Source organism: Paraburkholderia flagellata, from assembly GCF_021390645.1.
In the GTDB taxonomy this organism is placed as follows: Bacteria; Pseudomonadota; Gammaproteobacteria; order Burkholderiales; family Burkholderiaceae; genus Paraburkholderia; species Paraburkholderia flagellata.
The window spans coordinates 3,155,633-3,179,340 of the sequence record NZ_JAJEJT010000001.1 but is presented as its reverse complement, the minus strand read 5'-3'; the positions used below and the strand labels follow the sequence as shown (position 1 = coordinate 3,179,340).

Here is a 23,708-nt window from a genome sequence, read left to right as displayed (position 1 = left end):
CTGAATGGCGGCGGCGCGTGCGAGCTGGTTTGCCTTGCCGGTGACGAAATTGTCGAACGTGAGCACCGGGTTGAGCTTCGAGCGCTCGTAGGTCGGGTCGGGTTCGCCGCTCGAGGCAGCCGCGGCCGCGCCCTGGCCCGGGCGCCAGGTGCGGCGGCCGGCGGCGGCTTCGTTGGCGTCGAGGCTGGGCAGATCGAGATCGGCGGCGTCTTCAGCGGTGGCATGCGCGGCGGCGGCCGAGGCGGCGTGCACCATGCCGGCGAGGCCCGTACCGCCAGTCACGGCGGCCGGTTGCGGCGCGGCGGCGACAACAGCCGGCGCAGGCGCGCCACCCAGAGGCGCACGAGGCGCGGCAGCGGGCGCGACATGAGGCGCACGCATGCCCGCCTTCGGGTCGAGGACGAACTGCACGTCGACCGGGGTCTGCCAGAAGTCGCGCGCCAGATCGGTGATCCGGCCCGAGAACTGGCTCTTGACCCAATCGAGCTTGAAACGGTTGGGAGCGGCTATCTGCAGCGTGTTCGCCGCAGCATCGAAGGCAACCGGGGCCAACGGTTTAATCCACGTCACGTACTGCTGGGGCGTTAGCTCACGCTCCAGTAGTGCGGAACAGTGTTGCCAGAATTCGTTCATCGAGTTGCTGTGGTCGTTTTGTTTGCATGCATTGCTGTCGCTTCGCTCTTGTCGCACACACGCGAACGAGGCCCTGACGAGGCGACGGCAATTGCTCCGGAAGCCCGCGCGGCAAGGGTCTTGCGGCAAGCAGGCGGGCCGGAGCGGCATGCAGGATTCTTGGGATAGGCGAGATTCTAACGCCGAAATCCCCTCGCCAGGAAGTTATCCACAGGGACGGATCAACGCACGCTCGTTCGTGCCCTTACAGTAGTCAACCTGGGTGCGATGTGCCGGGGCCAGAAGGTTCGATCGCCTAACCTATTGACGGCCAACGAAAAACCGGCTTAAATAGCGGGTTCCTCGAAAACCAATCCCTAGTACCACCGGCCATTGCCTTTTTCCGCGATGCTCGCCGCGGTCAAAACTCAACAGTGAGAGCAACATGAAACGTACTTTCCAACCTTCCGTTACCCGTCGCAAGCGTACCCACGGTTTCCGCGTGCGCATGAAGACCGCTGGTGGCCGCAAAGTGATCAACGCACGCCGTGCGAAGGGTCGCAAGCGCCTCGCCGTCTAAGTCGGGCAGCATCGCTATCAGCGAAATCACGGGTAGCGGCCCGCTCGCGAGCACGGCGAACAGGACGAACCCGGTAACTGATCGGGGCGTCATGCCGTCGCGAACGCAAGCCGCTTTTCCGAAAGCCGCAAGGCTACTGAAAACGGATGAGTTCTCATCCGTTTTTCGTTTGCGTCCCTGGCGCCGCACCGAGCACTTCGTCGTGTACGGCCGGCCCACCGGCAACGAGGCGCGGCTCGGACTCGTGATCGGCAAGAAGTACGCACCGCGCGCGGTCACGCGCAACCTGGTGCGCCGTATTGCCCGCGAAGCGTTTCGTGTGCGCCGTGCGCAGTTCGAGGGTTTCGACCTGCTGCTGCGCCTGCATACGAAGTTCGACCGCAAGGCGCTGCCGGGCGCGTCTTCACCGGGGCTCAAAGCTTTGTGCCGCGGCGAGATCGAGACGCTGCTCGAAAAAGCCGCGCGCGAAGTCACGCGGCGTGGCATCGCTGCGCCTGCGGCATCTGCGCGCACCCCTTGCGCGACGCAGGCCACGGCACCAAGTGGGGAACCTGCGGGGGAACCGGCGCGTGCCCAGGCCGGTAAAGATCTGCCGCCGGACCACGGCAGTTCCCGCACATCATGAGCGGGGCGCGCGAGTCCGGCATATCCGACGTAGACGCCGCGCAAGCGGCACGTGGTTCGTCATCGAGCGCGGCGCAGTCAGGCCGCAACGCCATGCAAACGGTATTGATCGCACTGCTGCGTTTCTACAAGCTTGCCGTGAGTCCCCTCCTCGGCAGCCGGTGCCGTTTTTATCCTTCCTGTTCGGATTACGCACGCGAGGCAATCCAGTATCATGGCGCCGCGCGTGGGACTTACCTCGCCGCGCGGCGGCTATGCCGCTGCCATCCGTTTTCGGCGGGCGGCATCGATCTCGTCCCGCCTGCATCTCCGAAAAAGCGCTGACGCGCCATTCCATCGACACTGAGACAACGCATGGATATCAAACGCACCGTCCTATGGGTCATCTTCTTCATGTCAGCTGTCATGCTGTACGACAACTGGCAGCGCGACCATGGACGCCAGTCGATGTTCTTCCCGAACGCGACGCAAACTCAGACGCAGACCGCCGCCAGCGGCCCCGCGCCCGCTAGCGCCGCCAACGGCGCGTCCGACCTGCCGACGGCCGCCGCCGCCGCGGGCCAGGCGCCGACGAACACCGCCCAGCCGGCTGCAGCCGCAGCACAACTCGTCCATTTCCGCACCGACGTCTACGACGGCGTGATCGACACGCGCGGCGGTACGCTCGTGAAGCTGTCGCTCGTGAAGGAAAGCGCCGACGGCAAGGGTCCCGACCAGTACATCACGCTCTTCGACCACACGAACGACCACACGTACCTGGCGCGCACCGGCCTGCTCGGCGGCGACTTCCCGAACCACAACGACGTGTTCACGGCAGTCGATGGCCCGCGCGAGCTGACCGGCGACGCCAACACCTTCCAGATCGCGCTTCAGTCGCCCGAGAAAGGCGGCGTGAAGGTCACCAAGACCTACACGTTCACACGCGGCAGCTACGTGATCGGCGTGGACTGGAAGGTGCAGAACGTCAGCGGCGCGCCCGTTTCGCCGACGCTCTACATGGAAATCGTGCGTGACAGCGAGCCGGTCGAAACGCCACGCTTCTCGCACACCTTCATCGGCCCGGCTGTGTACTCGAACGAGCATCACTTCCAGAAGATCACGTTCGGCGACATCGACAAGAACAAGGCCGACTTCGTGACCCAGGCCGACAACGGCTGGATCGCGATGGTGCAGCACTACTTCGCGACCGCGTGGATTCCGCAGCAAGGCGCCAAACGCAGCATCTACGTCGAGAAGTTCGATAACTCGCTCTACCGTGTGGGTGTGAAGCAGCCGCTCGGTACGATCGCACCCGGTGCGACGGACAACGTGCAGGCACGCCTCTTTGCGGGTCCGCAGGAAGAGCGCATGCTCGAGGGCATCGCGCCGGGTCTGGAACTCGTGAAGGACTACGGCTGGGTGACGATCATCGCCAAGCCGCTCTTCTGGCTGCTCGAGAAGATCCACAGCTACGTGGGCAACTGGGGCTGGTCGATCGTGCTGCTCACGCTGCTCATCAAGGCTGTGTTCTTCCCGCTCTCCGCCGCCAGCTACAAGTCGATGGCGCGCATGAAGGAAATCACGCCGCGCATGCAGGCGCTGCGCGAGCGCTTCAAGAGCGACCCGCAGAAGATGAACGCGGCGCTCATGGAGCTCTACAAGACCGAGAAGGTGAATCCGTTCGGCGGCTGTCTGCCGGTGGTGATCCAGATTCCGGTGTTCATCTCGCTGTACTGGGTGCTGCTCTCGTCGGTGGAAATGCGCGGCGCGCCGTGGATTCTCTGGATTCACGACCTTTCACAGCAGGATCCGTTCTTCATCCTGCCGGTGCTGATGGCCGTCTCGATGTTCGTGCAGACGAAGCTGAACCCGACGCCGCCGGATCCGGTCCAGGCCAAGATGATGATGTTCATGCCGATCGCGTTCTCGGTCATGTTCTTCTTCTTCCCGGCGGGCCTCGTGCTGTACTACGTCGTGAACAACGTGCTCTCGATCGCGCAGCAGTACTACATCACGCGCATGATGGGTAAAAACAAGAAGAAGGCAGCCTGAGTGCAGGGGCGGCAGTGACGCCGCCACTTGAATCAAGGCTCGAAAAAAAGCCGTCCGGTGTGAACCGGACGGCTTTTTGCATGATTGGATCGCCATTTGCTTGACGCCGCAGAGCGCAGCGTTCGTATGCGCGCGTTAGTTCTTCTCCGCGTCGCCGTAGAATTGGGCGACCAGTTCCTGCACGAGATAGCGGTGATGGGCGCTGAGCGACTCGATCTTCGAGGCCAGTTCGAGCGTTTCCTCGGAAACCGGATATTTTTCATCAGGCTTGCGCGGCCGCGGCACGGCTGAGCCCGCGCTGCCCGGCGGACCGTAGTGCAGCCAGTGGATATCCACGTCGAACCACTTCGCCAGCGTTTCCAGCTTGTCGTGCGTGGGAATCGTGCGGCCGCTCAGCCACTTGTGAGCGGTTTGCGGCGAAACCGGATGCTCGCCGTGATGGCGCAGGTTGAACCGGTTGGCCAGGTCGGTACTGCCGCGCAGCTTTTCGGGCGCGCGCTTCATGGCGAACTTGAGACGTTCGGCAAAGGCAGCTTTTTCATCGGATGTCGGCATGGGCCAGATTGTGCAGCCCGAAATTGGCGAAGATGTCAACCAGTTGGGCTATATTTAGCGCACGTAAGAGATAATTCGCCTGCTTCTGGCCACCTTATGACTTCGGTCGAGATCCTCGCAAATTCCCTTGTGAGCAACGGGTTAGCGAGATCTGGCGCCTGTATTATCCAAATTCTGACAGAATCCGCTAAGACCAATCTTATCTAATTTAAGATAAAACGAGACGAGTCTCAGTCACGTCCCCAGCCGGAAAACGCTTTGTCTGGCGCGTTACAATGCCTCGCGTTTTGAGAGTGCTCATGCGACCGTAGTCGTCCCCGCACTCAATCCTGATTCCAGCCCTGCTCCACGGTCCACGCCCATCATGCTCGCCACCGATTCCGATCCCATCGTCGCCATCGCTACTGCGCCCGGACGCGGCGGGATCGGTGTCGTGCGCGTTTCGGCCGGCCGCGCTGGCGCGGCGGCGACCGCTGCGCTGATGCAGGCCCTCACCGGCCAGAATCTGGTTGCGCGCCACGCGAGCTACGTGCCCTTCCTCGACGGGGCCGGCACCGTGCTCGACCGGGGTATCGCGTTGTCGTTCCCCGCGCCGCATTCGTACACCGGCGAGCACGTGCTCGAACTCCAGGGGCACGGCGGCCCGATCGTGCTGCAACTCGTTTTGCAGCGCTGCATCGAGGCCGGCCGCGAGTTCGGACTACGTCTTGCCGAGCCCGGCGAATTTACGCGGCGCGCGTTCCTCAACGACAAACTCGATCTGGCCCAGGCGGAAGCCGTGGCCGACCTGATCGAGGCAAGTACGGAAGCGGCGGCGCGCTCGGCCGGCCGCTCCCTCGACGGCGCGTTCTCGCGGGACATCCACGCGCTGGTGGACGACGTCGTCACACTGCGCATGCTCGTTGAGGCGACGCTGGATTTCCCCGAAGAAGAGATCGATTTCCTGGAGGCCGCAGACGCACGCGGCAAGCTCGCGCGCATTCGCGAGCAACTCGACCACGTGCTCTCCGAGGCTCGTCAGGGTGCACTGCTGCGCGAAGGACTTTCGGTCGTGCTCGCGGGACAGCCCAACGTGGGCAAGTCGTCGCTGTTGAACGCGCTGGCCGGCGCGGAACTCGCGATCGTAACGCCCGTTGCCGGCACAACGCGTGACAAGATTTCCCAAACGATCCAGGTCGAAGGCATTCCGCTGCATGTGATCGACACGGCGGGTTTGCGCGACACGGAGGACGAAGTCGAGAAGATCGGCATCGAGCGCACATGGAACGAAATCGGCCGCGCCGATGTGGTGCTTCATCTGCTCGATGCGCGCTCGGGCATGAACGCCGAAGACGAAGTGATCGCCGCGCGCTTTCCTGCCAGTGTGCCGGTTGTCCGCGTGCTCAACAAGACCGACCTGACCGGCGTGGCGCCCGAAGTGGCGCAGCGTCGCGCAGTCAACGGCAGTGATGTCTGCGAGTTGCGTCTTTCTGCGAAACAGGGCGACGGTGTCGGGCTGCTGCGCGCCGAGTTGCTGCGCATAGCGGGCTGGCAGGCGGACGCGCAGAGCGTCTATCTCGCACGCGAGCGGCATCTCATCGCGCTGCGCGCTGCGCGCGAGCATCTTGCGCATGCGGCAGCGCACGCCGACCAGAATTCGCAATTGCTCGATCTGTTCGCTGAGGAACTGCGCCTCGCGCAGGAGTCGCTGAATTCGATTACCGGCGAATTCACGTCCGATGACCTGCTGGGCGTGATCTTCAGCCGGTTTTGTATCGGGAAGTAACCCGGAATCGAGCAGCGTTCCACCCCATTCTTCCGTCGCCTGGAACAATCCGTTCGAGGCGCGAGGGTTAACCCTCGGCGGCAATCCTCCTAGACTTTCGCTCATCGGATGCAGACATGTTGTCGCACCGAACCAAAAGCCAAAGGAGGTAGTTAGCATGAAGTCCCTGATCCAGGCCGTAGCCGTTACCGTTGCCCTCGTCGTCCCGGTGGCATCGTTCGCGCAATCGAATGCGCCCGTTACCCGCGCTCAGGTGCGCGCCGAGCTCGTGCAGCTCGAGAAAGCGGGCTGGCGTCCGGGCGCAGGGGCCGACCCGCACTACCCCGACGATCTTCTCGCCGCCGAAGCCAAGGTGGCGGCCGCGAACGGCGCAACGAGCGGCTATGGCGGCACGGCAACCGGCAACTCGGATGCGAGCCGCCCGGCGGTGCCCAAATCCGACTGGAACGCGATGTATAACCATCCGTAACAAGGAAATATCGCTGAAACGCTTGCCATGATCCACTGCAAGCGCTTCGCATACCTAAGTGAATACCTCCGCCGTCGTTGACGCGACGGCTTCGCTCAGGCCTTAGGGCCTGGGCGCTTTTTCCGGCGACCGTCATGCAAGCTGGCGACGCGCTCAAAAGCAAAGCTTGTTCAGCCTCACTTCTGCGCACTACGAGCTAACTGCAACATCATTTAATTCGTAGTGCGATTCATTCAGAAATTCGCTAGCAGGCCATTCTTTAGCGGGCGGCGCGTCTCTCCCGCTCGCTAACAGCTTCTCTCTCCCTCCATAAAGGCACAGCGTCCGTAGCGGTCGGCTGTAATTTGCGGACACACATCGTTGCTTTTCCAAACCCTTGCCTCGACGCGGCTCGTCGACAATCGGTGGCATAGGAGAACGACTATGAAAACACTCTTCTGCGCGATTGCTCTGGTTGCCTTGTCGGCCGGCCTCACGGGTTGTGTGGTGGCGCCGCCGTACGCGTACGCTCCTGCGCCAGCCTATGGCTATGGCTATGGCTATGCGCCGGGCTACTATGCGGCGCCGTCGGTGGATATTGGGGTTGGCGTGGGCGGCTATTACGGGCACGGCTGGCGACATTAAGGGGACCGTAACAAGCCCCTTGAAAGGTTGACGTCTGACCTTTGAACTTGACCTATCCGATGTGATAGCTGTACACGCGCCGCCGCCGAACTAAAGTGGCGAGACACGGTTTCACAAGACGTTGGACCAGTACACGGGGGCAGCCATGAGATTCATCGACGACGAGATCGCGCATATCACGCGCGCAATGGCGCCCTCGTTATCCGCTGGCACGACGCCGGCAGTCTTTTCATTCAATTACTGGTACGAGCGCCTCTCGGCGTTGCTTGACCTCGCCCAGATCACACAATCCCAGTTCCGTACGGTCGACGCGCTCATGGTCGCGCTCGAAGCGCGCCAGGCTGCCATCGGCACAAAGGCGCGAGAAGCGCTGGCCGCATGATTTACCGGTTCACGACTTTGCTCCGCGAGCGTTCCGCGCCGCGAATTCCCGATTAACCTCGCCATGTCACCCGAGCATGGATTAGCCCGCGCAAGCGGGCTTTTTTCTTTTCCGGGGCGGCTTGCGAGGGACCGGCAGACGGAAAAAAAACCGCGGCAGGGGCCGCGGTCAAGAGCTTGCCATTAGGCATCCTACGCGGCGCCGAGGGGTTGCCGCCGCCTCGCCATTCTCACGGCCCGTTCCGGGCGCAGCAGCGACTTGCGCCCTGATTTAATAATCCTTAACGTTTTGGCCGACCTCGCTCGCACTCTTGAAAACATCGCACGCCCCCTGCATGTAAAGCCCACTTTTTTCGGAGATTCAGATCGTGGGCAGACGACCTTCCTTCATTGACGATCTGGCTCGCGGCGTCCCTCCCGACGGCGCGAGCCAGCGTCCCGGCATCGACGACGGCGCGCTCCTCGATGCCTATTCGCGCACGGTGATCGGCGCGCTGGAGCGCGTGCAGCCAGCCGTCGCGCACATAGCCGTCGAGCGCCGCGCATCCGGGCAAGCTCCCGCACGCGGCGGCAGCGGCTCGGGCTTCCTGTTCACGCCGGACGGGTACTTGCTGACGAATAGCCACGTGGTGCATGGAGCAAGCAAGCTCAGCGTGACGCTCGCGGACGGTTCGACGCAGAGCGCCGACCTCGTCGGCGACGACCCGAGCACGGACCTCGCCGTGTTACGTATCGGCGCGCCGGAGGCGCTGCCGCACGCGCAGCTGGGCGATTCAGCGGGCCTGCGCGTCGGGCAGATCGCGATCGCCGTGGGCAGCCCGCTGGGCCTCGCGCAAACGGTGACGGCGGGCGTCGTGTCGGCGCTCGGCCGCTCGCTGCGCTCCGAGTCCGGCCGCATGATCTACGACGTGATCCAGACTGACGCCGCGCTCAATCCGGGCAACTCGGGCGGACCACTCATCAATTCGGCAGGTCAGGTGATCGGCGTGAATACGGCGATCATTCCAGGTGCGCAAGCCATCTGCTTCGCCACGGCCATCGACACGGCAAAGTGGGTCATCACGCAGCTCTTCGCGCACGGCCGGGTGCGCCGCGCCTATATCGGCATTGCCGGCACCACGGTGCCGGTCGCGCGCAGGGTGCAGCGTTATTTCGACCTGAGCGCGACGACCGGCGTGCGCGTGATGGAGATCGTCAAGGGCAGTCCCGCTGCGCTCGGCGGCCTGCGCGTGGACGACACGATCGTGACGATCGACGGCGTGCCGGTGGACGGTATCGACACGTTGCAGCGTCTCTTCGACGTTTCGCGCATTGATCGCGTCGTGGATATCGGTGTGATCCGCCTGACTCAGCGGCTTAACCTGAGCGTGACGCCCGTCGAGCAGACGGGCTAGGTACGAAGAACTACCCGCGTGAAGCGCGCCGCTGCATGAGTTACCAGCCGGCGCCGGGCTGGGCATAAACCGGCTGTTGTCCATAGCCGGGCTGCGCGTAGCCGTCGTCGTATTGCGGCGGCGGCGCAGGCTGCGCCGGCGCGCAGGACACATAGCGGCCCGAATACTGGTCGTAGCACGCCGCGCCGGCCGGAGCGGCGGCATAAACCGGCGCCGGCTGCGCATAGACTGGCGCGGGCTGCACATAGACCGGTTGAGCCGGGTAGGCTACCGCCGGGCCGCTGTTCAGCACGGCGCCCACCGCGGCGCCAATCAACGCGCCGCCAACCAGCGCACCCACCACATCACCGCCGTGATCGTGTGCGCTCGCGGGGCCTGCCGCCACCGCGCACCCCGCCAGCACCAAAACGGCCGCCATCTTTCGCATGTCGTTCTCCCTGAGAACCTTTGAAAACATGCGACCGATTGTCAGCTTGATTGCTGGATACAGGTGCTGCAAGTGGTAACGACGAATTACGTGAAGATGATGGTTGGCAGCGCGCGCTGACCGGGAGCGAATCCCGTCAGCGTGCGTGCTCGCCGTCGTGCGCGTCTGCCTCGCGTGAGCGCGGTGTGCTACCGCGCTGCCCGGCAGACGGACAGAGAAGGGTGAGCGCGATGGATAGCACCATCAGCACGAACAATGCGACGAAGTACGCCATCCAGGAGAACTCGAATTCCACGAGTGCCACCCCTGTGCTTCGGCGCGTTCATCCGCGCGATACGTGCTCCCGCTCAGTGATGCAGGAAGCTGCGTAACGGATGACGCCAGTCCATGTGATGTCCGTCTCCCGCTTCGACACGCTGTCGGTGCTCTTCGAGAATCTCATCGGAAAACAAGAAGACGACAATGACGAGGGGGATCACCAGAAACGCGCCCAGTATTACGTGTTCGATCACGATTACCTCCTGCTTGTCAAGCGGTTTGCAACTGCATTGTAGCCGGGACGCGACAGTTTGCACATCAGGCGCGCACCGAAGCTTCAAAACAATGTTCGCCAACCATCACAAGCCACGCTGCGCAGCCCGCGTACCCGGTTCGCGGGCCTCTGAACGTGGCCCGCGCCACGGTCGCCATCGAGCCAAACGAGGCGTCTATGCCGTCGACTTCCTCCACGCGGCAGCAAAGAGCCCAGCACCGATGAGCAGCGTACCCCCGGTTCGATTGATCGCCCGCTGCACGCGCTGGCTGCGCACGACCTTGCGCGCGGCCGCGGCGAGCAGCGCATAGGCGAATGCGTTGAACGTCGCGAGCGCGAGGAAGGTGGCTTCGAACACGACGATCTGCGGCGTCATGGCCGTATGCGGGTCGATGAACTGCGGCACGAAGGCGACGAAGAAAATGATGCTCTTCGGGTTGAGCGCGGTGACCGCGTATGCATGCGCAAAGATGCGGCCAGTGCGCGTCTCGGACGTGTCCGGTGCGTCGTCTTCGCCAACGGGTGCGCGCCAGAGCTTCACGCCGAGGTAGACCAGGTAGGCCGCGCCAACCCATTTCAGCGCCGTGAACAGCGTGGCGGAGGCCGCCAGGACCACGCCGAGCCCGAGCATGGAAGCGGTCATTGCCGTGAAGTCGCCGAGCGCGACACCAGCCGTGGTTGCGAGCGCGTAGCGGCGGCCGTGGCCAAGCGCATAGGAAACGACGAGCAGCACGGTGGGGCCGGGAATGGCAACGAGAATGGCCGACGCAATCGCGAACGGCAGCCAGTGAGCGAAAGTCATGGGGTTCCTCCTTTGGGAAGCCCGATTTATCCACGAACTTTTGCGCTACGCAAGCGTGGCGTGCGGCTTCTTTTCGATAGCTTCAGGAGCGCCCTGGCATCGTTTTTATTCTGTCACCAATCCATTAATGCGCCAGCTTCCAATTGGCGCGCATGTCATTTTAGGTGCGCCGCGTCATTGTCAGTTCGGGCATCTACTAAACCGTTTAAATCAAAACAAACTCGAATGTCCTATTCCGGCTATAACCGGCTGCGCCTTGTTGGATAAGGCATGGGGCTTTGTAATGAAAGCTTCGGTGTGCTGCTGGACGCCCTGCTGGGTCAAGCTGACTGTCATCACGTCGCCCGACACCATGCTGCAACCATCCGCGACTGTTGCAAGCGCACACAAGTCGGCCTTGCAGTCTTTCCACAGTTTTCTATGTTTAACGATGCGGGTGCGGCATGAGAGTTAAATACATAGCTAACCTGAGTAATAACCCGCAGGAGGCAAAAATGAAAATGCTATCCGGTATCGCCGTCGTGGCGGCCAGCCTTGCTTGCGCCTTTGCGGCTCAGGCTCAGGATGTCGGCGTCAAGCCGCAGCAAACGGTGCAGCTCAAGCCGGGTTCCTATGGTTGCCTCTCGAAGGACAAGCTCGACGCCGTCGCGCTGCACGAGCAGGCCGGCGAGCGTCAGCAGATGCAAGAGTACTTCACTGGATTCCAGTGTCTGTCCACGCCCGACAACCAATCGTTCCGCGTCGTACAGGTGGTGGGTCATGACGTCGAATTCGTCAATGCGGCGAACACCGACGAGCAAGGCCTCTGGACCACCGACCGCTTCATCAAGCAGTAAGTCCGCATTTCCATCTGCCGGACATTGCGCTAACCCACGAGACGTGGGAGTCGCATCCGGAAGATACTCATGAGGTGTCAACGCGCCCCTCGCATCATGGCCCGACGCACGTGCGCCGGGCCATCGTGTTTGCCGGGTACGCTGCCGTGACGTGATGCAACGCGCCGCGCGCCGCTGTCAAACCCCCGTCATCTTCTGCTCAGACTATCCGGAATGCGCCGTCGCGCGCTGCGCGTCTACTCGACCGGCACGTGGCTTGCTGGAAACTTCGCTATCATGTGCGGCTTTCGCGCGCCCGGAATTCGGTATGGCACTCAAATCGACCATCTACAAGGCAGAACTGCAGATCGCGGACATGGATCGGCACTATTACGCCGACCATGCGCTCACGATCGCGCGCCATCCGTCTGAAACCGACGACCGCATGATGGTCCGCATCGCCGCGTTTGCGCTCTTTGCGGGCGAGCGGCTCGAGTTCTGCAAGGGCCTCTCCGATACGGACGAGCCCGACCTCTGGTGCAAGGACTACACCGGCGCGATCGAGACCTGGATCGAAGTCGGTCAGCCCGACGAGCGCCGCATTGCCAAGGCGAGCGGCCGCGCGGGCGAGGTCGTCGTGATTGCCTACGGCGGCCGCACCTCCGACATCTGGTGGCAAGGCGTGCGCAACAAGGTCGAGCGCCTGCGCAACGTCACGGTCTGGTCGCTGGGCGAGGGCGTTGCCGCGTCACTCGGCGCGCTGGCCGAGCGCACCATGCGCCTGCAATGCACGGTGCAGGACGGCGCAGCATGGATCGGCAGTGCTAGTGCTGAGCCCGTGGCAGTCGAATGGAGCGTGTTCAAGGCGCCCGAAAACGTGTGAAAGCAGCGTGTGAACGCAGGCTGCGCGCGTTCAGGCGTGCGGCGGCCCCTTGAGCTCCACCATGTTGCCTTCCGGATCGAACAGATACAGCGACGGCCCCAAACCCTCCGCCCCATAGCGCTCGACGGCATTGCCGGGGCGCGCTCCATACTGCGTGAGATGTGACGTGAGCGCCTCGGCGTCGAACGGTTCCACGCGCAGACAAAGATGATCCATGTTGCCGCTCGCGCCCGCAGGCGCCGCGCCGGCGCCCCGGTCGAGCGGGGCGCCGATCGCCACGAGATCGATGAGCGAGCGTCCCGCGCGCAACTGCACGAGCCCGAGATCGCGCTGTTCACGCTCCGGCTCGCAACCGAGCACTTCGCAATAGAAACGCGTCATGGCGGCCGTATCGGCCGTTCGAATGACGACGTGATCGATCTCACGAATCTGGATCCGCATGGTGTCCTCGCGGTCGTGCAGGGCTTCCATGATGAACCTGTGGACGCATGGCTGCGCAGAACGCGCGCATTTCCGCGAGCCTCGCGAATAGCAATCGGCGGAAAATAGCGGGTGGGCGTAGAGAAACGCTGGACGAAAAAAAGCCCGCTGCTGTGAGCGGGCTTAATCCATATCAGGAGGAGACATGGAGGAGACAGGAACCACTATACCGAGTCGGCTGACGCGACGCAACAACTTTTTAAGGGAAAACCCGCAAAGTTGCCAATTTGTCGCACGGGAAACTGCAACGCGCCACCAGGGATTCACCGAAGGTCATAAAAGTGCCAGATAAATACCCGATAAAGGCGCTCTCATGGCGTATGCCGACCGCAATGACAGCGCAAGATCCGGCGCGCCATCGTCCGTATGCGAAGTTAGAGTAAGGGCATACAGACAGGCACTTCGAGGAGCCCTCAAATGAGCGCCGTTCCTGAAATGAAACCAGCGATGAAACCCGCAAAACCCAAGGACACGCCAGACAGCGAGTGGACGAACGACGCCGACCGCTGGCAAGCCGTCACGTCGCGCGATGCCCACGCCGACGGCGCATTCTTCTATGCCGTGCGCACGACCGGCGTGTTCTGCCGCCCGTCGTGCGCGTCGCGGCTGCCGCGGCGCGAGAACATCGAATTCTTCGTCGAGGCCGACGATGCACGCGCCGCCGGCTATCGCGAATGCAAACGCTGCCGCCCGGGTGGCCTGCCGCGCGAGCTGGAAATCGTGCGGCGCGCCTGCGCAGCGCTCGACGCCGACCCGCAAGAACGGCTCACGCTCGCGCAGTTGGGCGAAGCCGTGCATCTCAGCCCGTTTCACCTGCAGCGCCTCTTCAAGCGCGTGCTGGGCGTCTCGCCGCGCCAATATCAGGCGGCGCGACGCGGGGCCGTGCTGCGCGACGCGCTGGGCGAGGGCGCCGACGTCACGCGCGCAAGCGCGGACGCCGGCTTCGGCTCGTCGTCGCGGCTCTATCACAGCGTTCCGGGCGAGCTGGGCATGGCGCCTTCAGCGTATCGTCGCAAGGGCGCGGGATTGACCATTCACTACGCCGCCACGCCCACGCCGATCGGCTTCGTGCTCGTCGCGGCAACGGAAAAGGGCATTTGCCGGATCGCGTTCGGTGACGATGCCGCGACGCTCACCGCCGCGCTCACGGCCGATTTCGCCAACGCGCAGTGCATTGAGGACAAGGCCGCGGTCGCGCCATTCGCAGCGCAGATCGACGCCTATCTGCACGGCCGGCGCGAGCGTTTCGATCTGCCGCTCGACATCGCCGCGACGGCGTTCCAGCAGCGCGTGTGGGACGCGCTTCAGCACATTCCCTACGGCGAGACGCGCAGCTACACGCAGATTGCCGAAACGCTCGGCGCGCCACGCGCGGTGCGTGCCGTGGCGAGCGCGTGCGCGTCGAATCCGGTGGCGCTGGCGATTCCATGCCATCGCGTCGTGCAGAAGGGCGGCTCGCTCGCGGGTTATCGTTGGGGGCTCGAGCGCAAGGCGGCGCTGATCGACGCTGAATCGCGCGGCGGCGAGATCCGCGCATCGCAAGGAGCAACACGGGGAACAAAAAGCGCGAAAGACAACCGTTCGACCTCGAACCGCGCCAAAACGCCGGAGACCGCCGCTTGAGCGTCATCGCCCCACAATCCGAAGCAAAAACCAAGGCGCAAACACAAAGCGCCACACTCGAACTGCCGTTTCGCGCGCCCTATGACTGGCCACGCGTTCTGCGCTTTTTCAGCGGCCGCGCAACGCCGGGCGTCGAAGCGGTGGAGGACGGCGCCTGGCTGCGCGCGATCGACTTCAATGGCGCGAGCGGCACGCTCGCCGTGCGCCGTCACGCGCGCAAGCATTGCCTCGTCGTGCAGATCGATGGGCCCGTGAGCGCACACGCGGCGGCGCTCGCCGCGCCGCTCTCGCGCATGTTCGACCTGCACGCCGATCCCGCCGCAATCGCCGCGCATTTGCGCAGCGATCCGTGGCTTGCGCCGCTCGTCGCCGCCGTGCCGGGGCTTCGCGTACCCGGCGCGTGGTCGGGCTTCGAGCTCGTGGTGCGCGCGATCGTCGGACAGCAAGTCAGCGTGAAAGCGGCGACGACGATCGTCGGGCGCCTCGTCGAACGCGTGGGCAAGCGCATCGACGAGCACACGCACGCGCGCACGGCGTGGCGCTTTCCCACGCCCGCCGCGCTCGCCGCCGCGGATCTCGCGGGCATCGGCATGCCGGGCAAGCGGGTGGCCGCGCTGCAGGGCTTCGCGCAGGCCGTGGCGAGCGGCGCGGTGATCATCGAACGCGACTACACAGAGAACGATCAGAACAAGCCGCGAAGCAAGCGTCAAAACAGACAAATCGACGCTATCGCGCCAGCGCCCGCCGACCTCGACGCGATGCGCGCCGCGCTGCTCGCGTTGCCTGGCATCGGCCCGTGGACCGTGGAATACGTCGCGATGCGCGCGTGGCGCGACGCGAACGCGTGGCCCGCGACCGATCTCGTGCTCATGCAGGCCATCGCGGCGCGCGACCCGGTGCTCGTGCGCGCGACCCAACAGCGCACCCGCACCGACACCTGGAGCCCCTGGCGCGCGTACGCCGCCATGCATTTGTGGAACGAAATCGCCGATCGAGCGGGCGCGGCGCGCGGAGGCTAGGGCAGCGGGAGGCTGCGCAAGGAGCCTGGCATCGCGCCCCGGGGAGCTACGTGCCGACGGGCCAAAACCCCGCCCGAGGCAGGCCCAAGCAGGTCTTTCGGCGAGATGTTAAAGTGCCCGCTACCGATAAGAATCCCGGCCGGCGAGCGCTCGCAGCATGGCGCTGCCGGCCCGAGCCCGACTTGCCCCAATGCCAGACACGATCTCAACACGCACGAACGACGTTCTCGCGCAGCGCCTTTCCGTGCTGGGCGACGGGCCACATCGCGGCGCGCTCACGCGCGGTCTGCGCGGCATCGAAAAGGAGAGCCTGCGCGTGACGCGCGATGGCCGTCTCGCGATGACGCCGCACGCTGCTGCGCTCGGTTCGGCGCTCACGCATCCGTCGCTGACCACCGACTATTCGGAAGCGTTGATCGAGATCATCACGTCCGCCGAGCCCGATGCGTCGATTACGCTCGCGAAGCTCGACGAGTTGCATCGCTACGTCTACGCCGTACTCGCGCGTGACGGCGAAATGCTCTGGAACGAATCGATGCCGGGCCTCTTGCCCGACACCGATGACGGCATTCCCATCGCGCGCTATGGCAGCTCGAACATCGGCCGCCTGAAGTACGTGTACCGCATGGGTCTCGCGCTGCGGTACGGGCGCACGATGCAGTGCATCGCCGGCATCCACTACAACTATTCGCTGAGCGACGAAGTGTGGCGCGTGCTGCATGCGCATCATCAGTCCACGGCGTCGCCCACCGACTATCAGTCCGAACGCTACCTCGCGCTGATCCGCAATTTCCGCCGCACGAACTGGCTGCTCATGTACCTGTTCGGCGCTTCGCCCGCGCTCGACGCGCGCTTCCTGCGCGGCCGCGAGCACACGCTCGAAGCGTTCGACGCCGACACGCTCTATCTGCCGTACGCGACGAGCCTGCGCATGAGCGATCTCGGCTACTCGAACACGACGGGCCAGTCCGCCTTGCGCGCCGACTACGACACGCTCGCAGGCTATCTCGACGCGCTCGCGCAGGCCGTGAGCCAGCCGTATCCGCCGTACGAGGCGATCGGCACGCATCGCGACGGCGAATGGGTGCAGATCAACACAAACGTGCTGCAGATCGAGAACGAGTTCTACTCGACGATTCGCCCGAAGCGCGTGACGCATCCGGGCGAGCGGCCGCTGCATGCGCTCGCCGCGCGTGGCGTGCAGTACGTCGAGGTGCGCTGCATGGACATCGATCCGTTCGAGCCAATCGGCATCTCGCTCGAAACCGCACGGTTTCTCGACGCCTACCTGCTCGCGTGCGCACTCGATGAAAGCCCTTTCCTGCCTGCCGACGCCTACGCCGAATCGAACGAAAACTTTGGCCTGGTGACGAAAGAAGGGCGCCGCCCGGGTCTCGCGCTCAAGCGCGACGGCCGGGACGTCCCGATGCACGAGTGGGCCGAAGCGCTGTTCGAGAAGATCGGCCACGCAGCCGCCGTGCTCGACGCGGCGCACGGCAGCGACGAACACACGCGCTCGCTCGCGGTACAACACGCGAAGCTGGCCGACCCGTCGCTCACGCCATCGGCGCGCGTGCTGCAAACCATGCGCGATAGCAAGCAGTCCTTCCTGCAATTTGCACTCGCTCAAAGTGAGCGCCACGCCGCGCAATTCCTTGCGCGTCCGCTAGACGCGGCGGCCACGGCCGAGTTTGAAACGCTCGCGCGCGAATCGCTCGCAGAGCAGGCGCAACTCGAGCGCGACGAAGTCGGATCGTTCGACGCGTTCGTCGCCGCGTATCGCGCTTATACGCTCAATCGCTTCAGCGTCTGAGCCCGGCATCCGAGCCGCAGGCCAGTGCGCCATCGCGGCGCGCACATCCCGTCGAAGTTTGCCCCAGGCATCGCATTTGCTCGCAACACTAACGTGCAGATGCGGTCCAACCAGGGTAGGCGCCGCGTTACCGGGCAGCGCGGACGACGCGCGCGCCGGGCGAACGAAGCTCAAAACACCAAAAATGCACGGGTCGCGCGTCATGCGGCTCACTCTGGGAGGAATCCACGCGATGAAACGAACTCTTGCGATCCTGCTGTGCGCGACGGCTGCGGCCTGCGCGTCGCGCGGGCAGGTCAATCCCGACGTCATGCAGATCGCGACCGCGCCGCTCACCTGCTCGAACAAGGCGGAATGCGATCTCTGGTGGCAACGTGCAGAAGGCTGGGTGCGCAGTCATTCGAAGTACGAAGTGCAGACCGTGACCGACACGCTGATCCAGACGTCGGGCCCGGGCGGCGGCCGGCGTCTGCTCGCCTATGAAATCACGAAGTCCGCCAACCCCGACGGCACAGCCACGATCGGCTTCGCCGCGCACTGCGACAGCTCGCTCGGCTGCAAGCCCAACCCTTGGTCGGCGGGCGCGGCGTTCAAGCAGTACGTGCGCACGGGCGTCGATGCGCCCATTCCCGGCGACACGACCACGGGCGCAGGCGGCGACACGGCGGGCGTGAGTGGCGCAGCGGTGGCCGAACCGGCCTCGAGCGCGCATTGACCGCTTGATTGATCGTTTGATTGATTGCTGCATATGGCTCTGGCCGCGCCGGGCATGATTAGTACTGGCGCGCGCCCAGAGCGGCGACTTGCGATAACGATTTTCGAATGATGTCTATTGCCGATTTAGGCATTGTCTGATTGAGCGAGGGATTGGGGAGCCCGTATCTTGGGCTGGCTTCGGCCTGCGTGGTTCGGGCCGTTCATCCTCATCCACAACTCGAATCGACAATGAAACTGCGCCTTCTGTCCGCCAGCGCCGCGGCTGCCGTAATCGTCGCCGCCGCAGGCTGCACTACCGCCTCAGGCCCCACCCACAATCTCGACGTCGTCACGCTCGCCAACGGCTCGCAGGCGTACCGCGTGCAGTGCCTCGGCTTGCTCGAAAGCTCGAAGACCTGCATGGCGAAGGTCAACGAGATCTGCGGCACCAAGACGCCGCTGCGCGTCTCGTCGGTGGATCGCGCCGCTTCCGGGTTCAAGCCGGAAGACGATCCGCGCGAAATCACGTTCATCTGCCAGACGCCGCAGCCGCCGGCCCCGCCGCCGGCGCCGGTCGTGCAAACGCCGCCTCCGCCTCCGCAGGTTCAACCACGCACGATCACGCTCAACGCAGACGCCAACTTCGCGTTCGACAAGGCCGATCTGCTGCCCGGCGGCAAGGAGACGCTCGACCAGTTCATCGCGGAAAGCAGCAGCGTGAACATCGGCGCAATCGTGATCAGCGGCTACACCGACTCGGTTGGTTCGAAGGCTTATAACGACCGCCTCTCGCTGCGCCGCGCGCAAACGGTGCGCAGCTATCTGCAGTCGCATGGCCTGCACGCCAGTCAGTATGAAGTGCACGGTTACGGCTTTGCGAAACCCGTCGCATCGAACGCCACGCCTGAGGGCCGCGCGAAGAACCGTCGCGTCGAGATCGAAACGAGCGGCATTACTCAGCGTCAGTAAGGCAGCGCGCAACGCGCACCCGGTCGCCCGCAGCTTCGCGCGGGCGGCCTTTCGCGGGACCGTCAATGACCCATTGCCGGTCCCGCGCCTTTTTTCGGCTTCGTCACCCACACAAGCAGGGCCAGCGCGACAAACATCACGCAGGAAATGCGGAAGAAGTCGTTGGTGGCCATCATGTAGCCCTGAGTTGTCACAACATCGTTGAGCTTGGCGGTCAGGCTTTGACCTGCGAAACCGAGATTGGCGAGCGCGTCCTTGTAAGCGATGGTGTTCGGCGAATACTGGCTCACCGATTCGGACAGCACGGCATGGTGATAAATCGCAGCGTCTTCCCAGAACGTCGTGCTCACCGCCGTGCCGATTGCGCCCGAAAGCGTGCGCAGAAAGTTCGAGAGGCCTGAGGCGCTCGCGAGCCGCTCGTCGGGAACGCTCGAGAGCGTGATGGTCGTCATCGGCACGAAGAAGCAGGCCACGCCGATACCCTGCACGAGACGCGGCAGGATCACATGGTTGAACGGCACATCGAGTGTGAACGTCGAGTTCCAGAGCGAGACGAGCGCGAACACGACGAACGCGAAGCTCGCGACCATGCGCAGATCGAGCCGGTGCATGTTGCGCCCGATGAGCGGTGAAAGCACGAGCGCGAGCAGGCCCACTGGCGCGGTGGCCAGACCCGCGAGGCCCGCGGTATAGCCCATGACCGTCTGCAGCCAGAGCGGGAAGATCACCACCGAGCCGAAGAAAGCCATGAAGCCGAACGAGATGATCAACGCCCCGAGCGCGAAGTTGCGGTCGCGAAAAAGCGATAGATCGACCACGGGGTCCTTTTCCGTCGCCTCCCACGCAAGCATGAACGCGAGCGCAACCACCGCGATGATCGCGAGCGTGACGATGAACGTCGAGTTGAACCAGTCGCGGTCCTTGCCCAGGTCGAGCATCATCTGCAGGCACGACACGCCGATCACGAGGAGCGCGAGCCCGACGGCGTCGATGCGCTGCTTCGTCGTTTTCGTTTCGCGTCCGCGCAGCAGCAGGTACGCGCAGATGCCAGAGAAAAGGCCAATCGGCACGTTGATATAGAAGATCCACGGCCACGTGTAGTTATCGGTGATCCAGCCGCCCATCACCGGTCCGAAGATGGGCGCAACGATCACGGTCATCGCCCAGAGCCCGAGCGCGAGCCCGCGTTTGGCAGGCGGGTAGGAGCGCATGAGGATGGTCTGCGACAGCGGGACCATCGGCCCGGAAACGAGCCCTTGCACGAGCCGGAATGCAATGAGCGTCTCGAAGTTCGTCGCGAAGCCGCACGCGGCCGAGGCCACCGTGAACAGCAGGACGGAGAGCGTGAAGAGGCGTACTTCGCCCACGCGGCGCGCGAGCCATCCGGTGAGCGGCACGGCAATCGCGGAGGCAACCGAATACGACGAAATGACCCACGTGCCTTCGCTGTTGGCGACACCCAGGTTGCCCGAGATGGTCGGCACCGCCACGTTGGCGATCGAGGTGTCCAGCACCTCCATGAAGGTCCCGAGCGCGAGCCCGACAGTGAGGAGCGCGAGCGTACCGCCGGAAAACGGTGCGGGTTCGGCCTGCGCGGGCACCGCGGGAGAAGCTGCCATGTTCCGTGTCCTTGTTGGGTCGGGCGTTGCTGCTGCACTCCGGGCGCAGCGCATGCCAGCTTGCTATTTCGTGTCCGTGCACTTTCTGCCCAGACAGTGATTTGATCAAACTACGCCAATGCTGCGCCGCAGCGCATCGTGCATCGGTTTTAGTCGCCGTCTTCCTGCGCCGGCGCTTCTGCGTCGTTGCCGGTGCCGTCCATCGATCCGCATAGCGGCGTGGTCGAGCCGTCATTGGCGATGAAGCGCTGCAGCAAATGAACGAGCGTCGCGACTTCTTCGGGAGCGAAGCCGCGCAACTGCTCGGACATCTCCGCGGCGATCAGTTCGGGCAATTGCTGCGCCGCCGCGCGTCCCTGATCCGTCAGCGCGAGTTCCACGACACGGCGGTCCGCCTGGCTGCGCTGCCGCTCGAGAAAGCCCTTTTTCTCCAGCCGGTCGAGCATGCGCGTCATGGAGCCGGTGTCGTACGAGAGCGCGCGCGACATCTCGTTCGGCGTGCTGGCGCGCTCGAACCACAATAAAAGGATCACACCGATTTGCGACGATGTCAGTCCCAGCGGCGCAACCGCACGGTCGATACGCCCGGCCAGCACATTGCGCGCTGTCGAGAGGTAATAGCCGAGACTTGGCTCGACGCCGAGCCTCGCCGGGACGAAAGGATCGTCGCTCATGGCAGTTCGCTTTGCAGCATCTCAAAAAGACGAGCGGATTATAACGGGTTACTTCGCTGCTCAGGCAGATAAATCTGTCAGCAGATCGCAACCGTCTCTGCTGCAGTGATCGGCGCGTAAAAACAACAGTCGCATTGATGCGCTGCAAAGTATGTTGTGATTTGATTGCATAGTCAATATTATGACAGGCAACCAGTTTCATTCTTCTACGTTCACCCGTTTGGGCACCATGCTTTACCTGATCAACGTGCTTGGCGGCCTTGGCCGCTCCGTCACCGACACCGCCCGCCTTGCTTTCGCGAAGGCTGGCGCGGGTCCGTGGTGGGGGCGCGGGCGCAAGCTCGCGTTGTATGCGGCCATGTTTGCATTGCCGGGCGGCTCGATCGCGGTAGTGGCCGTGGTATGGGCGCAGCGTCGGCGCGCGCGGCCCGAACCCGCAGGGGCCGGGGCTGTCGCGCCGGCCACGCCCGCCAACGCAGCAGCGGGAACGGCTGCACCCGCGTGCCAAGGCGGCCAGCTCGCCTGCCGCGCACCGAAGCGCCGCCGTAACGACGCGTAACCTGCGCGCCTCACGCCGTAACACCCGCCAACCCTTCCAACGCGTAAGCTTTCGGATTCCGTGTAATGACTAGCGCGTGCGCTACCATTGCCGCAACGCGACAACCCCGTGCGCGCCCGGCCACCTGACTGCGCGCCGGTTGCATCGACAGGAATCCTTGCATGCCTTGCCGTTTCGTCCGTCCCGGCGCCTCCGTTGGATCCGCCGGGTCCGTGGCGCGCAGCGCCCTCACGCCGCTTTCCACGTTGGCGCTGTGCGCAGCCGCCGCGCTCACCTTCCAGTTGACTGGCTGCGCCGTCGGCCCCGACTATCACCGGCCCGCCGCCGCCGTGCCCGCTTCGTTCAAGGAAGCGCCCGAAGGCTGGAAGGTCGCGCAACCCGCCGATACTGCCGACCGCGGCGCCTGGTGGCTGATCTACGACGATGCGCAGCTCAATGCGCTGATGGATCAGCTCAACACCAGCAACCAGACAGTCGCGCAATTCGCTGCCGCTTATCGCCAGGCGCGTGCGCTCGTGGGCGAGGCCCGCGCGGCGTACTTTCCGGTGATCAGCGGCTCGTTCTCGGGCACGCGCTCGTACACGCCCACGCGCGTGGCCAACTCGAGTGGCGGGTTGTCGAGCGGCAGCATCAACAACAACGTCAACCTGGGGCTCGACGCCACCTGGGAACCCGACCTCTGGGGCAAGGTCAGCCGCACCGTCAGCTCGCAGGAGGCGAGTCAGCAGGGCGCCGCCGCCGATCTCGCGAACGCGCGTCTGTCTGCGCAGGCCACGCTTGCGCAGACTTACTTCACGTTGCGCTCGCTCGACGCGCAACAGAAGCTGCTCGACGACACGGTCGTGGCTTACCAGAAGTCGCTGCAGCTCACGCAAAACCAGTACGCCCAGGGCGTGGCGGGCCGCGCCGACGTGATCCAGGCGCAGACCCAACTGCAGTCTGCCCAGGCTTCGGCGATCGACAACGGAGTGGCGCGCGCCCAGGACGAGCATGCGATCGCCGTGCTGGTCGGCCAGCCCGCCTCCACGTTCTCGATCCCGCCGTTGCCGCTCGCCGCCACTCCGCCCACCGTGCCGCTCGCCATGCCGTCCGCGTTGCTCGAGCGCCGGCCCGACATCGCCTCGGCAGAGCGCAAGGCGGCGTCAGCCAATGAGCAGATCGGCGTCGCCATCGCGGCGTACTTCCCGACGCTCACGCTTTCCGCGAGCGGCGGTTTCGAAAGCTCGGTGCTGTCGCAGCTGTTGCAGATGCCGTCGCGCTTCTGGACACTCGGGCCGTCGCTTGCCGGCACGATCTTCGACGCCGGACTGCGCAAAGCGCAGACGGAGGCCGCGCGCGCCGCCTACGACCAGCAGGTAGCCGCCTACCGGCAAACGGTGCTGGCCGCGTTCCAGGACGTGGAGGACAACCTCGCTTCGCAGCGCATCCTGGGGCAAGAGGTCGTCGTGCAGCAGCAGGCGGTGGAGTCGGCGCAGCATGCGCTCGCGATCGTGACGAACGAGTACAAAGCAGGCACGACCGATTTCCAGAACGTGCTGTCCGCGCAGGCCACGGCCTTCACCGCGCAGCAGAAGCTCGTGAGCATCGGCGGGCAGCGCATGGTGTCGTCGGTGGGGCTCGTGAAGGCGCTGGGCGGCGGCTGGGATGCCTCGCAGATGGATCGCGAGACGGGCAGCGTGGCCGCACCGGACGCGGCTTCCGCGCCGGCGGTTGCGGCTACGGCCATCCAGCCGCAGTAGTGCATACGCGCCCGCGCAGGCGG

28 protein-coding genes are annotated in these 23,708 nt (G+C 64.4%); 19 read left to right on the top strand and 9 right to left on the bottom strand.

Annotation, left to right across the window (positions count from 1 at the left end; all coding sequences use genetic code 11):
- On the bottom strand, positions 1 to 633 hold a 633-nt coding region (locus tag L0U83_RS14355), incomplete at its 3' end, for a DnaA N-terminal domain-containing protein (protein WP_308445039.1).
- A 424-nt stretch (positions 634 to 1,057) separates the two neighbouring features.
- On the opposite strand from L0U83_RS14355, the gene rpmH reads away from it, so the two are divergent.
- The 4 genes from rpmH to yidC all read left to right on the top strand — a co-directional run bounded on the left by rpmH (position 1,058) and on the right by yidC (position 3,847).
- On the top strand, positions 1,058 to 1,192 hold the full coding sequence (rpmH, locus tag L0U83_RS14350) for a 50S ribosomal protein L34 (RefSeq protein ID WP_026120950.1): 135 nt from the start codon (positions 1,058 to 1,060) through the stop codon (positions 1,190 to 1,192).
- A 91-nt stretch (positions 1,193 to 1,283) separates the two neighbouring features.
- Positions 1,284 to 1,817 carry a ribonuclease P protein component gene (rnpA, locus tag L0U83_RS14345; protein WP_308445038.1) on the top strand — a complete coding sequence of 178 codons (534 nt, stop codon included), beginning with the start codon at positions 1,284 to 1,286 and terminating at the stop codon, positions 1,815 to 1,817.
- Between the two features lie 92 nt (positions 1,818 to 1,909).
- Complete coding sequence (yidD, locus tag L0U83_RS14340; protein WP_042266160.1) at positions 1,910 to 2,140, top strand: membrane protein insertion efficiency factor YidD; 231 nt, start codon at positions 1,910 to 1,912, stop codon at positions 2,138 to 2,140.
- Positions 2,141 to 2,170: 30 nt separating this feature from the next.
- A complete protein-coding gene (gene yidC, locus L0U83_RS14335; protein WP_233883585.1) occupies positions 2,171 to 3,847 on the top strand; it encodes a membrane protein insertase YidC in 1,677 nt (558 codons plus the stop codon).
- A 135-nt stretch (positions 3,848 to 3,982) separates the two neighbouring features.
- Here the strand turns inward: yidC and L0U83_RS14330 are convergent, their stop codons facing one another.
- Complete coding sequence (locus L0U83_RS14330) at positions 3,983 to 4,402, bottom strand: helix-turn-helix domain-containing protein (protein ID WP_233883584.1); 420 nt, start codon at positions 4,400 to 4,402, stop codon at positions 3,983 to 3,985.
- Positions 4,403 to 4,766: 364 nt separating this feature from the next.
- On the opposite strand from L0U83_RS14330, the gene mnmE reads away from it, so the two are divergent.
- The 5 genes from mnmE (at position 4,767) to L0U83_RS14305 (ending at position 9,035) form a co-directional block, all read left to right on the top strand.
- Positions 4,767 to 6,167: a tRNA uridine-5-carboxymethylaminomethyl(34) synthesis GTPase MnmE gene (gene mnmE, locus L0U83_RS14325; RefSeq protein ID WP_233883582.1), complete on the top strand. Its 1,401-nt coding sequence runs from the start codon at positions 4,767 to 4,769 to the stop codon at positions 6,165 to 6,167.
- Positions 6,168 to 6,324: 157 nt separating this feature from the next.
- A complete protein-coding gene (locus tag L0U83_RS14320) occupies positions 6,325 to 6,636 on the top strand; it encodes a DUF4148 domain-containing protein (protein WP_233883579.1) in 312 nt (103 codons plus the stop codon).
- A gap of 423 nt (positions 6,637 to 7,059) precedes the next feature.
- Entirely contained in the window at positions 7,060 to 7,260 is a 201-nt protein-coding gene (locus tag L0U83_RS14315) for a hypothetical protein (protein WP_233883577.1), read from the top strand.
- A gap of 145 nt (positions 7,261 to 7,405) precedes the next feature.
- Entirely contained in the window at positions 7,406 to 7,642 is a 237-nt protein-coding gene (locus tag L0U83_RS14310) for a hypothetical protein (RefSeq protein ID WP_233883575.1), read from the top strand.
- Between the two features lie 367 nt (positions 7,643 to 8,009).
- On the top strand, positions 8,010 to 9,035 hold the full coding sequence (locus tag L0U83_RS14305; RefSeq protein ID WP_373321035.1) for a S1C family serine protease: 1,026 nt from the start codon (positions 8,010 to 8,012) through the stop codon (positions 9,033 to 9,035).
- Positions 9,036 to 9,075: 40 nt separating this feature from the next.
- Here the strand turns inward: L0U83_RS14305 and L0U83_RS14300 are convergent, their stop codons facing one another.
- The 4 genes from L0U83_RS14300 to L0U83_RS14285 form a co-directional block, all read right to left on the bottom strand.
- Positions 9,076 to 9,462: an ecotin precursor gene (locus tag L0U83_RS14300; RefSeq protein WP_233883573.1), complete on the bottom strand. Its 387-nt coding sequence runs from the start codon at positions 9,460 to 9,462 to the stop codon at positions 9,076 to 9,078.
- 136 nt (positions 9,463 to 9,598) lie between these two features.
- Entirely contained in the window at positions 9,599 to 9,757 is a 159-nt protein-coding gene (locus L0U83_RS14295) for a hypothetical protein (RefSeq protein ID WP_233883571.1), read from the bottom strand.
- Between the two features lie 52 nt (positions 9,758 to 9,809).
- Positions 9,810 to 9,974 (bottom strand): hypothetical protein, encoded by a 165-nt coding sequence (locus L0U83_RS14290; protein ID WP_167334410.1) that lies wholly within the window; start codon positions 9,972 to 9,974, stop codon positions 9,810 to 9,812.
- Between the two features lie 195 nt (positions 9,975 to 10,169).
- The gene (locus tag L0U83_RS14285) at positions 10,170 to 10,796 is read right to left on the bottom strand and encodes a LysE family translocator (protein WP_233883569.1); all 627 of its coding nucleotides are present in this window, start codon (positions 10,794 to 10,796) and stop codon (positions 10,170 to 10,172) included.
- Between L0U83_RS14285 and L0U83_RS14280 the strand changes: the two genes are divergently transcribed.
- The 3 genes from L0U83_RS14280 (at position 10,795) to L0U83_RS14270 (ending at position 12,494) form a co-directional block, all read left to right on the top strand.
- Entirely contained in the window at positions 10,795 to 11,250 is a 456-nt protein-coding gene (locus L0U83_RS14280; protein ID WP_233883567.1) for a hypothetical protein, read from the top strand. The genes L0U83_RS14285 and L0U83_RS14280 overlap by 2 nt on opposite strands.
- 40 nt (positions 11,251 to 11,290) lie before the next feature.
- Positions 11,291 to 11,632 (top strand): surface attachment protein Sap1, encoded by a 342-nt coding sequence (gene sap1 / locus L0U83_RS14275; protein WP_233883565.1) that lies wholly within the window; start codon positions 11,291 to 11,293, stop codon positions 11,630 to 11,632.
- 307 nt (positions 11,633 to 11,939) lie between these two features.
- Positions 11,940 to 12,494 carry a YaeQ family protein gene (locus L0U83_RS14270; RefSeq protein WP_233883563.1) on the top strand — a complete coding sequence of 185 codons (555 nt, stop codon included), beginning with the start codon at positions 11,940 to 11,942 and terminating at the stop codon, positions 12,492 to 12,494.
- Positions 12,495 to 12,524: 30 nt separating this feature from the next.
- On the opposite strand, the gene L0U83_RS14265 is transcribed toward L0U83_RS14270, so the two are convergent.
- The gene (locus tag L0U83_RS14265; protein ID WP_233883944.1) at positions 12,525 to 12,935 is read right to left on the bottom strand and encodes a VOC family protein; all 411 of its coding nucleotides are present in this window, start codon (positions 12,933 to 12,935) and stop codon (positions 12,525 to 12,527) included.
- A gap of 486 nt (positions 12,936 to 13,421) precedes the next feature.
- Here L0U83_RS14265 and ada point away from each other — a divergent pair, with 486 nt between their 5' ends.
- The 5 genes from ada to L0U83_RS14240 all read left to right on the top strand — a co-directional run bounded on the left by ada (position 13,422) and on the right by L0U83_RS14240 (position 19,094).
- On the top strand, positions 13,422 to 14,597 hold the full coding sequence (gene ada / locus L0U83_RS14260) for a bifunctional DNA-binding transcriptional regulator/O6-methylguanine-DNA methyltransferase Ada (RefSeq protein WP_233883561.1): 1,176 nt from the start codon (positions 13,422 to 13,424) through the stop codon (positions 14,595 to 14,597).
- On the top strand, positions 14,594 to 15,616 hold the full coding sequence (locus tag L0U83_RS14255; protein ID WP_267939247.1) for a DNA-3-methyladenine glycosylase family protein: 1,023 nt from the start codon (positions 14,594 to 14,596) through the stop codon (positions 15,614 to 15,616). The genes ada and L0U83_RS14255 overlap by 4 nt, the downstream gene beginning before the upstream one ends.
- 190 nt (positions 15,617 to 15,806) lie before the next feature.
- Positions 15,807 to 17,429 (top strand): glutamate--cysteine ligase, encoded by a 1,623-nt coding sequence (gene gshA / locus L0U83_RS14250; protein WP_233883559.1) that lies wholly within the window; start codon positions 15,807 to 15,809, stop codon positions 17,427 to 17,429.
- 232 nt (positions 17,430 to 17,661) lie between these two features.
- On the top strand, positions 17,662 to 18,144 hold the full coding sequence (locus tag L0U83_RS14245; protein ID WP_233883557.1) for a hypothetical protein: 483 nt from the start codon (positions 17,662 to 17,664) through the stop codon (positions 18,142 to 18,144).
- Between the two features lie 230 nt (positions 18,145 to 18,374).
- A complete protein-coding gene (locus L0U83_RS14240; RefSeq protein WP_233883556.1) occupies positions 18,375 to 19,094 on the top strand; it encodes an OmpA family protein in 720 nt (239 codons plus the stop codon).
- 62 nt (positions 19,095 to 19,156) lie between these two features.
- Here the strand turns inward: L0U83_RS14240 and L0U83_RS14235 are convergent, their stop codons facing one another.
- Together L0U83_RS14235 and L0U83_RS14230 are read right to left on the bottom strand one after the other, a co-directional pair.
- Positions 19,157 to 20,713: a DHA2 family efflux MFS transporter permease subunit gene (locus L0U83_RS14235; protein WP_233883555.1), complete on the bottom strand. Its 1,557-nt coding sequence runs from the start codon at positions 20,711 to 20,713 to the stop codon at positions 19,157 to 19,159.
- Between the two features lie 149 nt (positions 20,714 to 20,862).
- Complete coding sequence (locus L0U83_RS14230) at positions 20,863 to 21,387, bottom strand: MarR family winged helix-turn-helix transcriptional regulator (protein WP_233883550.1); 525 nt, start codon at positions 21,385 to 21,387, stop codon at positions 20,863 to 20,865.
- Positions 21,388 to 21,616: 229 nt separating this feature from the next.
- Here L0U83_RS14230 and L0U83_RS14225 point away from each other — a divergent pair, with 229 nt between their 5' ends.
- Positions 21,617 to 21,946, top strand: a complete 330-nt coding sequence (locus tag L0U83_RS14225; RefSeq protein ID WP_233883548.1) for a hypothetical protein — start codon at positions 21,617 to 21,619, stop codon at positions 21,944 to 21,946.
- A gap of 161 nt (positions 21,947 to 22,107) precedes the next feature.
- Entirely contained in the window at positions 22,108 to 23,685 is a 1,578-nt protein-coding gene (locus L0U83_RS14220; RefSeq protein WP_233883546.1) for an efflux transporter outer membrane subunit, read from the top strand.
- Positions 23,686 to 23,708: the final 23 nt, after the last annotated feature.

Coding starts and splice junctions, on each gene's coding strand:
- L0U83_RS14225 (WP_233883548.1), top strand. CDS start 21,617: ATGCTTTACCTGATCAACGTGCTTGGCGGCCTTGGCCGCTCCGTCACC.
- L0U83_RS14245 (WP_233883557.1), top strand. CDS start 17,662: ATGAAACGAACTCTTGCGATCCTGCTGTGCGCGACGGCTGCGGCCTGC.
- L0U83_RS14300 (WP_233883573.1), bottom strand. CDS start 9,462: ATGCGAAAGATGGCGGCCGTTTTGGTGCTGGCGGGGTGCGCGGTGGCG.
- sap1 (WP_233883565.1), top strand. CDS start 11,291: ATGAAAATGCTATCCGGTATCGCCGTCGTGGCGGCCAGCCTTGCTTGC.
- L0U83_RS14220 (WP_233883546.1), top strand. CDS start 22,108: ATGCCTTGCCGTTTCGTCCGTCCCGGCGCCTCCGTTGGATCCGCCGGG.
- L0U83_RS14320 (WP_233883579.1), top strand. CDS start 6,325: ATGAAGTCCCTGATCCAGGCCGTAGCCGTTACCGTTGCCCTCGTCGTC.
- L0U83_RS14315 (WP_233883577.1), top strand. CDS start 7,060: ATGAAAACACTCTTCTGCGCGATTGCTCTGGTTGCCTTGTCGGCCGGC.
- yidC (WP_233883585.1), top strand. CDS start 2,171: ATGGATATCAAACGCACCGTCCTATGGGTCATCTTCTTCATGTCAGCT.
- L0U83_RS14240 (WP_233883556.1), top strand. CDS start 18,375: ATGAAACTGCGCCTTCTGTCCGCCAGCGCCGCGGCTGCCGTAATCGTC.
- L0U83_RS14280 (WP_233883567.1), top strand. CDS start 10,795: ATGGGGTTCCTCCTTTGGGAAGCCCGATTTATCCACGAACTTTTGCGC.
- L0U83_RS14235 (WP_233883555.1), bottom strand. CDS start 20,713: ATGGCAGCTTCTCCCGCGGTGCCCGCGCAGGCCGAACCCGCACCGTTT.
- L0U83_RS14310 (WP_233883575.1), top strand. CDS start 7,406: ATGAGATTCATCGACGACGAGATCGCGCATATCACGCGCGCAATGGCG.
- rpmH (WP_026120950.1), top strand. CDS start 1,058: ATGAAACGTACTTTCCAACCTTCCGTTACCCGTCGCAAGCGTACCCAC.
- gshA (WP_233883559.1), top strand. CDS start 15,807: ATGCCAGACACGATCTCAACACGCACGAACGACGTTCTCGCGCAGCGC.
- mnmE (WP_233883582.1), top strand. CDS start 4,767: ATGCTCGCCACCGATTCCGATCCCATCGTCGCCATCGCTACTGCGCCC.
- L0U83_RS14230 (WP_233883550.1), bottom strand. CDS start 21,387: ATGAGCGACGATCCTTTCGTCCCGGCGAGGCTCGGCGTCGAGCCAAGT.
- L0U83_RS14270 (WP_233883563.1), top strand. CDS start 11,940: ATGGCACTCAAATCGACCATCTACAAGGCAGAACTGCAGATCGCGGAC.
- yidD (WP_042266160.1), top strand. CDS start 1,910: ATGCAAACGGTATTGATCGCACTGCTGCGTTTCTACAAGCTTGCCGTG.
- L0U83_RS14285 (WP_233883569.1), bottom strand. CDS start 10,796: ATGACTTTCGCTCACTGGCTGCCGTTCGCGATTGCGTCGGCCATTCTC.
- L0U83_RS14330 (WP_233883584.1), bottom strand. CDS start 4,402: ATGCCGACATCCGATGAAAAAGCTGCCTTTGCCGAACGTCTCAAGTTC.
- rnpA (WP_308445038.1), top strand. CDS start 1,284: ATGCCGTCGCGAACGCAAGCCGCTTTTCCGAAAGCCGCAAGGCTACTG.
- L0U83_RS14265 (WP_233883944.1), bottom strand. CDS start 12,935: ATGCGGATCCAGATTCGTGAGATCGATCACGTCGTCATTCGAACGGCC.
- ada (WP_233883561.1), top strand. CDS start 13,422: ATGAAACCCGCAAAACCCAAGGACACGCCAGACAGCGAGTGGACGAAC.